This window comes from Piscinibacter sp. (assembly GCF_050175855.1).
Taxonomy (GTDB): domain Bacteria; phylum Pseudomonadota; class Gammaproteobacteria; order Burkholderiales; family Burkholderiaceae_C; genus Piscinibacter.
Map to the genome: position 1 here is coordinate 1 of NZ_JBFXIO010000137.1, position 11,461 is coordinate 11,461.

Sequence of the window (11,461 nt, forward strand, 5' to 3'; positions counted from 1 at the left end):
CTGGTTGAAGCCCATGGTCCACAGCGACATCACCTTGACCTTCGGGTCGGCATACAGCTTGGCCAGGTCTTCCAGCTGCTTGACCGGCACGCCGGAGAGCTTGCTCACCTTCTCGGCGGTGTACTCGCTGACGAACCTGGCGAACTCCTCGAAGCTGCTCGGCGTCGAGTCGTTCGGGTTGCCCTTGGGCTTGCCGTCGGCGCCGGCGTAGCCGTTGCTCTTGGCGTCCTTCTCCAGCGCATGCGCCGGGCGCAGCCCGTAGCCGATGTCGTCGGCGCCCTTCTTGAAGTTGACGTGCTTCTTGACGAACTCGACGTCGACCTTCTTGTTGCTGATCAGGTAGTGCGCGATGTAGTTGAGGATCGCCAGATCGGTCTGCGGCGTGAAGACGATCGGCAGATCGGCCAGGTCGAAGCTGCGGTGCTCGAAGGTCGAGAGCACGGCGACCTTGGTGTTCGGGTTCGACAGGCGCCGGTCGGTGATGCGGCTCCACAGCACCGGGTGCATCTCGGCCATGTTGCTGCCCCAGAGCACGAAGGCATCGGCCTGCTCGATGTCGTCGTAGCAGCCCATCGGCTCGTCGATGCCGAAGGTGCGCATGAAGCCGGCCACCGCGCTGGCCATGCAGTGGCGCGCGTTGGGGTCGAGGTTGTTGGAGCGGAAGCCCGCCTTCCAGAGCTTGGCGGCGGCGTAGCCCTCGAAGATGGTCCACTGGCCGGAGCCGAACATGCCCACGCCGGCCGGACCGTCGCTCTTGAGCGCCTCCTTCCACTTCGCGGCCATCAGGTCGAAGGCCTCGTCCCAGCTCACCGGCACGAACTCGCCGTTCTTGTCGTACTGGCCGTTCTTCTGGCGCATCAGCGGCGTCGTCAGACGGTCCTTGCCGTACATGATCTTGGACAGGAAGTAGCCCTTGATGCAGTTCAGGCCGCGGTTGACCGGCGCATCCGGGTCGCCCTGCGTGGCCACCACGCGGCCATCCTGCACGCCGACCATCACCGCGCAGCCGGTGCCGCAGAAGCGACACGGCGCCTTGTCCCAGCGCACCGCGCCGTCGGCCGGTGCGGCCGGCTGCGCGGCGGCGCCGATGGCGGTGATCGGGATGCCGGCCGCGGCGGCACTGGCGGTCAGGGCCTGGGTCTTGAGGAAGTCACGGCGGTTGGCTTGCATCTTCGGTTCTCCATGCGGCGCACGGGCGCCTTGGCGGGGGTGTCTGTCTCGGTCGGGTCAATCCTGCGCGAGCGCCAGGGTCATTTCCTTGAAGGGGTTCAAGGACGCCTCAAGTCGACTGGCCTGCCCAGTCTTTCAGGCTGCCGCGCCAGGCGCGGTAGTCCTCCACGGCGCCGGAGCCGGCCGGCGGCGCATCGGGGCCGGAGTACTCGTAGACCAGCGAGGTGTTGAGCACCTCGGGCCACATCGCGATGGCGGCGAGCGTGGCAGCGGCACTGTGCACGGTGCCGTCGACCTCGGCGTCCTCCAGCACCACCACCAGGCGACCGTCGCCCGGATCGAGCGCCACGTCGACGCCGGGCAGCGCGCTGGCGCGCGAGACCACGTCGACGCGATGCTGCGGACGAACCCGAACGACTGCCCCGAGAATGCTCACCGACGGCTCCGGTTTGAAAAAGTGGTCGCACTGTGCGTGCACCACAGTGGGCCGCACTTGACCACCGTCAAAGGGCATACCCCAAGGAGTTCCAGTTCACGATGGATCCGCGACGCAGGTCCTTCCTGCGCGGCAAGCTCGCTGACGCGAGCGCGAAGGAAGTGACGCCGCCACCGCGACCGCCCTGGTCGCTGCGGCCCGATGCACAGTTCACCGCTCACTGCACCCGCTGCGGCGACTGCGTGCGCGGCTGCCCGCGCCGCGTGCTGCACGCCGGCGACGGCGGCTATCCGCAGATCCGCTTCGATGCCGCCGGCTGCAGCCTGTGCGGCGAATGCGCGCAGGCCTGCGCCACGGCTGCGATCGACCGCCAGGCGATGCCCGTGCCCTTCACGTGGCGGGTAGACGTGGCCGACACCTGCCTGAACCGCCGCGGCGTCGAGTGCCGCGTGTGCGGCGACGCCTGCGAGACCCGGGCGCTGCGCTTCGTGCCGGCACTCGGCGGCATCGCGTCGTTGAGCGTGAACGTCGACGCGTGCACGGGCTGCGGCGACTGCGTCAGCGTCTGCCCGGTGGCATCAATCTCCTTGCGCTGATCGTCACCTGAAGTCACTTTCTCGCCCGGCGAGAAATACCCCCTACAGTTCCAGAGCTTGAGGTCGAAAAGCGAGCACCGCGCCGCCAGGAGCGGGCGATTCCACTCGCGAGGAGATGACTCAAGTGACATCAGTTCACCCGTACCGATGGTTGATGCGCGCCGGCACGGCGCTCATGCAGCGATTGAGCTGGTCGGGCCGCATGGCTCTGTTCGGCTCGGTGGCCCTGCTGGCCGTACTGTCGCTGACCGCCGGCGCGCAGCTCGGGCTCGACCGCCGCGCGATGCTCGCGCTGGGGCTGGCCTCGCTGGCCGGGGTCGGCTACTTCGCCCTGGCGCTCTTCCATGCCGTCGACGGCACGCTGCACGCGCTGCACTCGGCCGTTGCGCGCATGGCCGAGGGCGACTTCGCCGCGCGCGTCGACGTGAACGGTCGCGACGAGCTCGCGGCCATCGGCCACGCGCTCGAGGCGCTGGCCGGCCGCATGTCGGAGGTGGTGGCCGACATCCGCAGCAACTCGTCGGTGGTGGCCCAGGCCGGCAACCAGCTGGCCGGCGACAGCCGCGCGCTCTCGGAACGCACCGAGGCGCAGGCCGCCAACCTCGAGCAGACCGCGGCCAGCGTGCAGGAGCTGACCGCGGCCGTCGAACGCAGCGCGCAGGGCGCAGGGCAGGCCGACGCACTGGCCGCGCGTGTGCGCGACGTCGCCGAGACCGGCGGCGAGGCGGTGCAGGGCGCCGTGCGTTCGATGGAGGAGATCCAGGCCGGCTCGCGCCGCGTGCGCGAGATCGTCGGCGTGATCGAGGGCATCGCCTTCCAGACCAACATCCTCGCGCTCAACGCCGCGGTGGAAGCCGCGCGCGCCGGCGAGCAGGGCCGCGGCTTCGCGGTGGTGGCCGGCGAGGTGCGCACGCTGGCGCAGCGCAGCGCCGCTTCGGCGCGCGAGATCAAGGACCTGATTGCCGAGTCGGTGCGCGGCGTATCGGCCGGCGCACAGCAGATCGAGCGCGCCAGCAGCACCTTTGGCCAGATCCACGCCGGGATCCGCGAGGTCGCCGACCGCCTGCGCGACATCGCCGCCAGCAGCTCGCAGCAGAGCAGCGGCCTCGCGCAGATCTCCCAGGCGGTGTTCGATCTCGACCGCATCACCCAGCACAACGCGCAGATGGTCGAGCAGGCCCGCCACGGCACCACCGAGCTCGGCGAGCGCGCCGATCGGCTGGCGCGCGCGGTGCATGCGTTCCGGCTGCGCCAGGGCAGCGCCGACGAGGCCAACGCGCTGGTGCGCCGCGCCGTGGCGCTGTACCGCGAGCGCGGCGCGGCGGCGCTGCAGCAGATCACCGCCGACGCCACCGCCTGGACCGACCGCGACATGTACGTGTTCGCCTTCGACCGCCAGGGCGTCTACCGCGCCTTCGGCGGCAATGCGGCCAAGGTGGGCACCTCGGTGCGCGAGGTGCGCGGCGTCATCGGCGACAAGCTGGTGGCCGACGCCTTCGCCTGCGCCACGCGCGGCGGCGGCTGGGTCGACTACGACTTCGCCAACCCGGCCACCGGCGAGGTCAACCCCAAGACCTCGTACGTCGAGCCGGTCGAGCCCGACCTGGTGCTCGGCTGCGGCGTCTACAAGCGGCGCTGACGGCGACGGGTCAGGCCTGCGCGGGCCAGCGCATGGCCACGCGCAGACCCGGATCGGCGCGCTCGATCACGAGCTCGCCGCCGTGCGCCCGAGCCACCAGCCGGCACAGCGTCAGCCCCAGGCCGACGCCGCCGGCGCTGCGCGTGCGCGCGCTGTCGGCGCGGTAGAAGGGCTCGGCCAGGTGCTGGAGCTGCTCTTCGCTCACACCGGGGCCGTGGTCGCGCACGCCGAGTTCGAGCAGGCCGCCTTCTGCGCGCCGCAGGAAGACCGTCGGCGGCTGCGCGGCGCCGGCGCTGTGGCGCAGGGCGTTGTCGATCAGGTTGCGCAGCAGCAGGCGCAATCGCGTCGGGTCGGCCTGCACCGTGTCGATGCCGTCGTCGAGCGCAAGCTGCAGCGACCGCGCCGCGAAGCCGTTGCCGGCGGCCACCTCGTGCACCAGCGCCGCCAGCTCCACGGCCTCGGTCTGCAGCGCCGCGTGGCCGGCGGCCAGCCGCTCGCTCTCCAGCAGGTCGGTGATCAGGTCGCGCATCTCGCCGAGATCGCGCAGCAGCGCGTCGCGGTGCTCGCCTTCGGGCACCAGCTCGGCGTTGACCCGCGCGCGCGTCAGCGGGCTGCGCAGCTCGTGGCTGATTGCCAGCAGCAGTGCGCGCTTGGCGTCGAGCATGCCTTGCAGGCTGCCGGCCATGCGGTTGATGCGCCCGGCCAGGTCGGCCAGTTCGTCGTCGTGGCGCGGCACGATGGGCTGCGCGAAGTCGCCCCGGCCGAAGCGCGCCACACCTTCGCCGATCGCCTCCAGCGGCTTGAGCAGGTGGCGCACGTACGCATAGGCCAGCGCGGTCAGCAGCAGCAGGCCGGCCAGCGTGAACCAGCCGAGGCGCCGCGGGCGTGCCTCGGGCGACGGACCGGCCAGCCCGAAACTGATCTGGTGGCCATCGGCGCTGCTGCGCTGCAGGCCCCAGTGCGACGGGTCGAAGCGGCGTTCGCGCAGCGCCGCGTCGCGCGGGTGCGAGTCGTAGTGCACCTGCGGCCCGTCGATGCGGATCGTGACCGGCAGCCGCGCCACGATCGCGGCGGCGCGCGCCGGATCGGGCGGTGAGCCGATCTCGGCGACCAGCCGGTCCGCATAGTCGTCGACGATGGGTTTGACCCAGCCCTGCCAGCCCGACTGCAGCGCGCGCTGCGTGCCGAACATGAATACCGCGGTGGTGGCCAGCGCGAGCAGCAGGAACAGCGTGACGAGGCGCCACCTCAGCGAATGGCGCCAGCGCCGGTGCGCCTCGCGCCATCGCCGCCGCGCTCCGGCGTGGGGCTTCACTCTCGCGCCCCGGCGAAGGTGTAGCCGGCGTTGCGCAGGGTCTTGATGCACTGCAGCGGCTCGAGCTTGCGGCGCAGGCGGCTGACCAGGATGTCGACCGCGCGGGTGTGGATGTCCTCCGCCGCGTGGCCGCGCAGTCGCTCGAGGATGTCGTCGCGGTGGAACACCGTGTTCGGCGAGCCGGCCAGCAGCGTCAGCAGCTCGAACTCGGTGCCGGTCAGTTCGACCGCTTCGCCGCTGCGCTGCACGCTGCGGCGATCGAGGTCGATCACCAGGCCCTCGAAACGCCAGACGCGGCCGGTGGGCGCGCCGGCCGGCGCCGGCGCCACGCGGCGCAGCACGGTCTGGATGCGCGCCAGCAGCTCGCGCGGCTCGAAGGGCTTGGGCAGGTAGTCGTCGGCGCCGAGCTCGAGGCCGACCACGCGGTCCATGACGTCGCCGCGCGCGGTGAGCATGACGATCGGCACGGTGCTGTCCTTGCGGATGGTGCGGCAGAGCTCGAAGCCATCCATCTCCGGCAGCATGACGTCGAGGATGGCCGCGTCGAAGCCGCCTTGGCGCAGCAGCGCGAGGCCCTGGCTCGGCCGCGTGGCATGCGTCAGCTCGAAGCCCGAGCGCGCGAAGTAGGTGGCCAGCGGCGCCCCCAGGGCTTCGTCGTCGTCGATCAGCAGCAGTCGGGGCATGGGGAGTCGGTCAGAACCAGCGCGGCGTTTCGGCCGCGTAGTCACTGTACCAACCGCCGTACTGGCGGCGCAGCTGCGCCTCCTCGCGCGGCACGACGTGTCCGTGCAGCGCGGCGAACAGAACCGCCACGGCCAGCAAGGCGGCGATCGACGCCGCCGCCAGCGCCGCGCCGAGCAGGGCCAGCAACGCGCCGAGGTAGATCGGGTGGCGACCGACGGCGAACGGGCCGTGGTCGACCAGCACGCGCAGGCCGCCGGCCGGAGTCAGCGCGACGGGCGCGCGCACGAGGCACCACGCCGCCCAGGCCGACCAGCCGAGGCCGGCCAGCACGAGCGCCGCGCCGGCCGCCGGCACGAGCAGTTCAGCCGCGCCAGCCACGGCGCCCCCGGTTCATGAACTCGCGCACCTTCGCCTGCTGCTCGGGGCGCAGGCTGTCGTAGAAGTCGCCGAAGGCGGCGATCAGCGTCGGGCTGCCGCTGTCGATCGCGCGGGTCTTGGCATCGACCAGCGCCTTCGCGCCGGCGCGGTCGAAGGTGCTGCCGGCCACCAGCGCCTGCATCTGCTCGCGCGGGTTGCCGCCGGCCACGAGCGCATTGCGCTGTTCGCGAAGCGCGTCGGCGAGGCTGCCGAGCTTGGCCTTCTGCGCCTCGTCGAGATCGAGGCGGGCAGCCACCTTCTCGACCATGCGCGACTTCATCTTCGCCGCGTCTTCCTCGCTCATCGCCTGCCAGCCATGGCCATGGCGCGGGCCGTGCGAGCAGGCCGCCAGGCTGCCGAACAGCACGCTGGCGCCGAACAGGCCGATCAGGGTTCGCTTGATCCAGGTCTTCATCATCAGGCTCCTTCGCTGGGCCACCGGGCCCGGGTTGTGATGAAGCCGATGCTGCGGTGCATTGCGCGCCGCGTCCTTTCGCCGGGGTATCGCCGCGTAACGTTTCTTGTCACGCGCCGCCGCGAGCGCGCCGCGCGGCCACTTCGGCCAGGGCGCGGTCGATGCCGGCGAGCAGCCGCGCGGCCTCGATCGGCTTGGGCCAGTAGTCCTTCGCCCCGAGGCTCATCGCCTTGACGACGTCGATCGAGAAGGAGTCGGCGGTCAGCAGGATCACGTGCAGCCGGTTCTCGGAGATCGGCTCGCTGAGCGCACGCACGACCTCCAGACCACCGATGTCCGGCAGGTTCATGTCCAGCAGCACCACATCGGGCCGCTCGCGCTGCGCCATGGCCACCCCGTCACGGCCGGAGCCAGCCTGCAGGAGGCGCACGCGCGGGTTCCCGACCAGCAAGCCCTCGACCAGTTGCCGGCAGATCGGATCGTCCTCGATGCACAGCACGCTGCCGGACGGGCCGTCCGGCAGTGAGGTGGGCGGCTCGAGGCTCATGGCCGCCTCAGCGTGCCAGCCGGGCGCGCATCGCGTCGATCACCGCCTTGTAGTCGCGCTGGCCGAAGATGGCGCTGCCGGCCACGAAGGTATCGGCGCCGGCGTCGGCCACCGCGCGGATGTTGTCGACCTTGATGCCGCCATCGACCTCGAGGCGGATGTCACGGCCGCTGGCATCGATGATCTTCCTCGCGCGCTCAACCTTCTTCAGCGCCGCCGGGATGAAGCTCTGCCCGCCGAAGCCCGGGTTGACGCTCATGATCAGCACCAGGTCGACCTTGTCGATCACCCACTCGAGCACGTCCAGCGGCGTGGCCGGGTTGAACACCAGGCCAGCCTGGCAGCCCTCGGCCTTGATCAGCTGCAGCGTGCGGTCGACGTGCGCGCTGGCCTCGGGGTGGAAGCTGACCAGGTCGGCGCCGGCCTTCGCGAACGCGGTGGCCAGCGCGTCGACCGGCTGCACCATCAGGTGCACGTCGATCGGCGCGCGATGGCCGGCCGGCGTCACGGCGTGCTTGCGCAGCGCCTCGCAGACCATCGGGCCGAAGGTCAGGTTGGGCACGTAATGGTTGTCCATCACGTCGAAGTGGATCCAGTCGGCGCCGGCGGCGAGCACGTCGCGCACCTCCTCGCCGAGGCGGGCGAAGTCGGCCGAGAGGATGCTGGGAGCGATGCGATAGGTGGTCATGACGGATGGGCCCTGGGGATCAAGGGAATTCTAGGTGCGCTCCTAGAATGCGCCGCATGTCACGACCCGAGTTCACCAACACCGTCGTGGTGCGGCCGCTGCCCGAGCAGTCCGACCCGGCCAGCGGCCAGCACGCCTTCGCCTACACCATCACGATCCGCAACACCGGCGACGTGACGGCGCAGCTGATCGCACGCCACTGGATCATCACCGACGCCGAGGGCCGCACCGAGGAGGTCCGCGGCCTGGCGGTGGTCGGCCACCAGCCGGTGCTCAAGCCCGGCGAGAGCTTCGAGTACACCAGCTGGACACGCATCCAGGCGCCCCATGGCACGATGCGCGGCACCTTCTTCTGCATGACGGAAGACGCGCACCCCTTCGACTCACCGGTGCCCGAGTTCGGGCTGACCACCGCGTCGTCGCTGCATTGAGCGCCTCGCCCTCGCGCGCCGGACCCGGCTGGGACCTGACCGCCCTGCTCAACGCGGCCGACCCGCGCGCCTCGCTGGCCGAGCGGCAGCTGTGGCTGGTGCGGCTGATGGAGTGGCTGCGCCGCGCGCCGGTGGAGCGCGCGGCCGAGCGCACCACGCCGCTGCCGGTGCTGCGCCTGAAGCATCTGCTCAACGTGCTGCAGCGTCACGAACCGTACCGGCTGGCCGTGGGCGCGCTTCTGGCGCGCTTCTGGCGCGAGGTCGACACGGTGGCGCTGTTCGCCGACTTCGGCTTCAGCCCGCGCATGAACTTCTTCGGCGAGCTCGGCCAGCGGCTGCGCGCACGGCTGCTGCCGATCACGCCGGAGACACAGGACCTCGGCGAGCTGTTCGCCCTGTTCTTCCCCAGCGGGCGCGACGCGCAGTGGCTGGCCGCGATCGACGACGAGACCCTCGCCCGGCTGGCGGTGGCGCTGGGCCCGGTGTTCGCACACGGGCAGGACGCGCGCGAGCCACTGATCGACGGCATCGCCTACCTCGCCGCGGCGGTGCGCGCTTCCGGCCACTCCGGCGCGCTGCGCCAGCGCATGAGCGCCGAGCTGCTGGCGGACGATCCGTTCCGCCAGCTCGCCAGCGCGGCCGAGCGGCTCGGCGAACGTGCGCGCTCGGGCGACACCGCGGCGCTGCTGCACGAGGCGCACTACCTGCGCGCCCTGCTCGATGCCTGCCGCCGCGCCGCGGCCAGCGTCAGCACCCATCTCGAGGAGTTCGGCGTCTCGGTCGACGTCGTCTTCGAGGCCGACCAGCTGCATGCCCGCTGCGACCGCATCGAGGCGCTGCTGAACACGCTGCTGTCGCCGCAGCCGGCGCGCGAACTGCTGCGCCTGGTGGCCGAGCTCGCCGAGCAGGCGCAGGCGCGGCGCGGCATCGGCAGCCTGTTCGCCCGCCACTACTCGCTGCTGGCGCGCAAGGTGGCCGAGCGCAGCGCCGCCACCGGCGAGCACTACATCACCCGCAACCGCGCCGAGTACGGCCAGATGCTGCGCGCCGCGGCCGGCGGCGGGGCGGTGATCGTGGTCACCACCTTCGTCAAGTTCCTCGTCGGCGCGATGGGCCTGGCCGCCTTCTGGGCCGGCCTGGCCGCCGGCCTGAACTACGCGATCAGCTTCGTCGTCATCCACCTGATGCACTGGACGGTGGCGACCAAGCAGCCGGCGATGACCGCGCCGGCCATGGCCGACAAGCTGGGCGATGTTTCCGACGACACGCACGTCGAGTCCTTCGTCGACGAGGTGGCCAACCTGATCCGCTCGCAGGCCGCCGGCATCTTCGGCAACCTGATGGTCGCCGGGCCGGTGGTGCTCGCGGTCCAGCTCGCGGCGCAGGCGGCGTTCGGCCGGCCGCTGGTGGGCGAGCAGACCGCGCAGTACGTGCTGCACTCGCTGACGCTGCTCGGCCCCACGGCGCTGTACGCTGCCTTCACCGGCGTGCTGCTGTTCGCCAGCTCGATCATCGCCGGCTGGGCGGAGAACTGGTTCGTGTGGCATCGCCTGGACAGCGCCATCGCCTGGAACCCGCGCTCGATCGCGCTGCTCGGCGCAGCGCGCGCCAGGCGCTGGGGCGCCTGGTGGCGCGCCAACATCTCCGGCCTCACCGCGAACGTGTCGCTCGGCCTGATGCTCGGCCTGGTGCCGGCGGTGGCGAGCTTCTTCGCGCTGCCGCTGGAGGTGCGCCACGTGACGCTGTCCACCGGCCAGCTCGCCGCGGCGCTCGGCGCGCTGGGTTGGGACGTGCTGCGCGAGAGCGCGTTCTGGTGGTGCATGGCCGGTATTGCGGTGACCGGCGTGCTCAACCTGACGGTGAGCTTCGTGCTCGCCTTCAAGGTGGCGCTGCGTTCGCGCGGCATCCGCCTGGCCGACCGCAGCCGCATCTATCGGGCCCTGCGAGGCCGGTTGTGGCGGCGGCCGATGAGCTTCCTCTTCCCGCCACGCTGAAACCCGGCGGTCGCCTACCGCGCGGCTCGCGCGGCATCGAGAAAGGCCTCCATCAAGGGCGTGCCGCTTAGCAGCCCGGGCACGCCGGCATGGAACTCGGGGTGCCACTGCACGCCGGCCACGAATCCCGATCCGCGTGCGCGGATCGCCTCGATCACGCCGTCCTCGGTGGAGCGCGCCTCGACGACGAGATCCGCCCCGAGGCGATCGACGGCCTGGTGATGGATGCTCGTCACCAGGCCGCCTGGCCGGCCCTCGTAGACCTCGGCCAGGCGCGCATCCTGCTCGAAGCGCACCTCGTGGTGGAGCTTGTCGTACAACAGCGGGTCGACGTGGTCACGTGAATCCGCACGCTGCGTCGGGATGTCCTGGATCAGGGTGCCGCCGAAGGCGACGTTGAGCAACTGCGCGCCGCGACAGATGCCCAGCACCGGCTTGCCCTTGGCGAGGAAGCCCTCGAGCAGCTCCATCTCGTAGCGGTCGCGCACCGGGTCGCCCTGCCACTCCGGGCGCAGCGGCTGCTGCCCATAGCTGTTCGGGCTGACATCGGCGCCGCCCTGCAGCACCAGCCCGTCCAGCAGCTCCACGTAGTGGTGCACCGACACCTTGCGCCGCGACACCTCCGCGTCATAGCCGAGCGTGGGCAGCATCAGCGCCAGCGCGCCGTGCGACATCACCCAGTGGGCGATCGACTGCTCGAGATATTGCAGCGTCTTGTTGCGGAACCCGAGTTCGGGCGGCGGCTGGTGCAACAGGCGCGCCGACAGGCCGATGCGCAGCGGCGCAGGGTTCACAGCGGTCGGCCCGCCCAGCGCAGGCACTGCTGGCGCACCACTTCCGGCAGCAGGTGCTCCCGCTCCCAGGCGGCGCGGATCCAGGACGCATCGTTGCCATCACCCGCCAGCTCGGTGCGCAGCAGCCGGATGGCGTCCTCCGCCTCCAGTTCCATGGCGTGGATCTCCAGCGCCGCGAAGCTGGCCTCGATGTCTTCGCGCAAGGTTCGCTGCTCGCCGGTCTTCGGATCGATGAACACCCCCTCCAGCCCGAAACGGCAGGCCTGGAATCGGTTGAAGGTATAGGGCAGGTAGTCGTCTTCGGCCGGCTCGTAGGGGCGTTCCACCCGAAGCCA

At 71.2% G+C, this 11,461-nt stretch carries 13 protein-coding genes and 1 pseudogene; 4 read left to right on the forward strand and 10 right to left on the reverse strand.

The annotated features are described in order from the left end of the window. A partial coding sequence (locus AB7U92_RS12195; protein WP_428576864.1) for a molybdopterin-dependent oxidoreductase occupies positions 1 to 1,170 on the reverse strand: 1,170 nt, incomplete at its 3' end. Positions 1,171 to 1,279: 109 nt separating this feature from the next. After that, positions 1,280 to 1,606, reverse strand: coding sequence for a chaperone NapD (locus tag AB7U92_RS12200; protein WP_428576867.1), 327 nt, complete (start codon positions 1,604 to 1,606; stop codon positions 1,280 to 1,282). Between the two features lie 101 nt (positions 1,607 to 1,707). On the opposite strand from AB7U92_RS12200, the gene napF reads away from it, so the two are divergent. Both napF and AB7U92_RS12210 read left to right on the forward strand, forming a co-directional pair. After that, positions 1,708 to 2,202, forward strand: coding sequence for a ferredoxin-type protein NapF (gene napF, locus AB7U92_RS12205; RefSeq protein ID WP_428576870.1), 495 nt, complete (start codon positions 1,708 to 1,710; stop codon positions 2,200 to 2,202). 154 nt (positions 2,203 to 2,356) lie between these two features. Next, positions 2,357 to 3,841, forward strand: a complete 1,485-nt coding sequence (locus AB7U92_RS12210; RefSeq protein WP_428576873.1) for a methyl-accepting chemotaxis protein — start codon at positions 2,357 to 2,359, stop codon at positions 3,839 to 3,841. Positions 3,842 to 3,851: 10 nt separating this feature from the next. Here AB7U92_RS12210 and AB7U92_RS12215 read toward each other — a convergent pair whose 3' ends face one another. The 6 genes from AB7U92_RS12215 to rpe form a co-directional block, all read right to left on the reverse strand. Beyond that, complete coding sequence (locus AB7U92_RS12215; protein ID WP_428576876.1) at positions 3,852 to 5,156, reverse strand: HAMP domain-containing sensor histidine kinase; 1,305 nt, start codon at positions 5,154 to 5,156, stop codon at positions 3,852 to 3,854. After that, entirely contained in the window at positions 5,153 to 5,839 is a 687-nt protein-coding gene (locus AB7U92_RS12220; RefSeq protein WP_428576879.1) for a response regulator transcription factor, read from the reverse strand. Before AB7U92_RS12220 ends, AB7U92_RS12215 begins: the two co-directional genes overlap by 4 nt. Before the next feature lie 10 nt (positions 5,840 to 5,849). After that, positions 5,850 to 6,218, reverse strand: a complete 369-nt coding sequence (locus tag AB7U92_RS12225; protein WP_428576882.1) for a methyltransferase — start codon at positions 6,216 to 6,218, stop codon at positions 5,850 to 5,852. Further along, positions 6,202 to 6,672 carry a Spy/CpxP family protein refolding chaperone gene (locus tag AB7U92_RS12230; RefSeq protein WP_428576885.1) on the reverse strand — a complete coding sequence of 157 codons (471 nt, stop codon included), beginning with the start codon at positions 6,670 to 6,672 and terminating at the stop codon, positions 6,202 to 6,204. Before AB7U92_RS12230 ends, AB7U92_RS12225 begins: the two co-directional genes overlap by 17 nt. A 109-nt stretch (positions 6,673 to 6,781) precedes the next feature. Beyond that, positions 6,782 to 7,219 carry a response regulator gene (locus tag AB7U92_RS12235; RefSeq protein WP_428576888.1) on the reverse strand — a complete coding sequence of 146 codons (438 nt, stop codon included), beginning with the start codon at positions 7,217 to 7,219 and terminating at the stop codon, positions 6,782 to 6,784. Between the two features lie 7 nt (positions 7,220 to 7,226). After that, positions 7,227 to 7,907, reverse strand: coding sequence for a ribulose-phosphate 3-epimerase (rpe, locus tag AB7U92_RS12240; protein ID WP_428576890.1), 681 nt, complete (start codon positions 7,905 to 7,907; stop codon positions 7,227 to 7,229). Positions 7,908 to 7,963: 56 nt separating this feature from the next. On the opposite strand from rpe, the gene apaG reads away from it, so the two are divergent. Both apaG and AB7U92_RS12250 read left to right on the forward strand, forming a co-directional pair. After that, positions 7,964 to 8,338: a Co2+/Mg2+ efflux protein ApaG gene (gene apaG / locus AB7U92_RS12245; RefSeq protein ID WP_428576893.1), complete on the forward strand. Its 375-nt coding sequence runs from the start codon at positions 7,964 to 7,966 to the stop codon at positions 8,336 to 8,338. After that, the gene (locus AB7U92_RS12250) at positions 8,335 to 10,332 is read left to right on the forward strand and encodes a site-specific recombinase (protein WP_428576896.1); all 1,998 of its coding nucleotides are present in this window, start codon (positions 8,335 to 8,337) and stop codon (positions 10,330 to 10,332) included. Before apaG ends, AB7U92_RS12250 begins: the two co-directional genes overlap by 4 nt. A 14-nt stretch (positions 10,333 to 10,346) precedes the next feature. Here AB7U92_RS12250 and AB7U92_RS12255 read toward each other — a convergent pair whose 3' ends face one another. Further along, a complete protein-coding gene (locus AB7U92_RS12255) occupies positions 10,347 to 11,126 on the reverse strand; it encodes a gamma-glutamyl-gamma-aminobutyrate hydrolase family protein (protein WP_428576898.1) in 780 nt (259 codons plus the stop codon). Next, positions 11,123 to 11,461: pseudogene (locus tag AB7U92_RS12260) on the reverse strand (YbdK family carboxylate-amine ligase); the annotation flags it as partial. The pseudogene AB7U92_RS12260 and the gene AB7U92_RS12255, both read right to left, overlap by 4 nt.

What these genes read in the sequence shown, in the direction of transcription:
- AB7U92_RS12235 (WP_428576888.1), bottom strand. Translation starts at nt 7,219, where the DNA reads ATGAGCCTCGAGCCGCCCACCTCACTGCCGGACGGCCCGTCCGGCAGC.
- AB7U92_RS12210 (WP_428576873.1), top strand. Translation starts at nt 2,357, where the DNA reads ATGCGCGCCGGCACGGCGCTCATGCAGCGATTGAGCTGGTCGGGCCGC.
- rpe (WP_428576890.1), bottom strand. Translation starts at nt 7,907, where the DNA reads ATGACCACCTATCGCATCGCTCCCAGCATCCTCTCGGCCGACTTCGCC.
- napF (WP_428576870.1), top strand. Translation starts at nt 1,708, where the DNA reads ATGGATCCGCGACGCAGGTCCTTCCTGCGCGGCAAGCTCGCTGACGCG.
- apaG (WP_428576893.1), top strand. Translation starts at nt 7,964, where the DNA reads ATGTCACGACCCGAGTTCACCAACACCGTCGTGGTGCGGCCGCTGCCC.
- AB7U92_RS12230 (WP_428576885.1), bottom strand. Translation starts at nt 6,672, where the DNA reads ATGAAGACCTGGATCAAGCGAACCCTGATCGGCCTGTTCGGCGCCAGC.
- AB7U92_RS12220 (WP_428576879.1), bottom strand. Translation starts at nt 5,839, where the DNA reads ATGCCCCGACTGCTGCTGATCGACGACGACGAAGCCCTGGGGGCGCCG.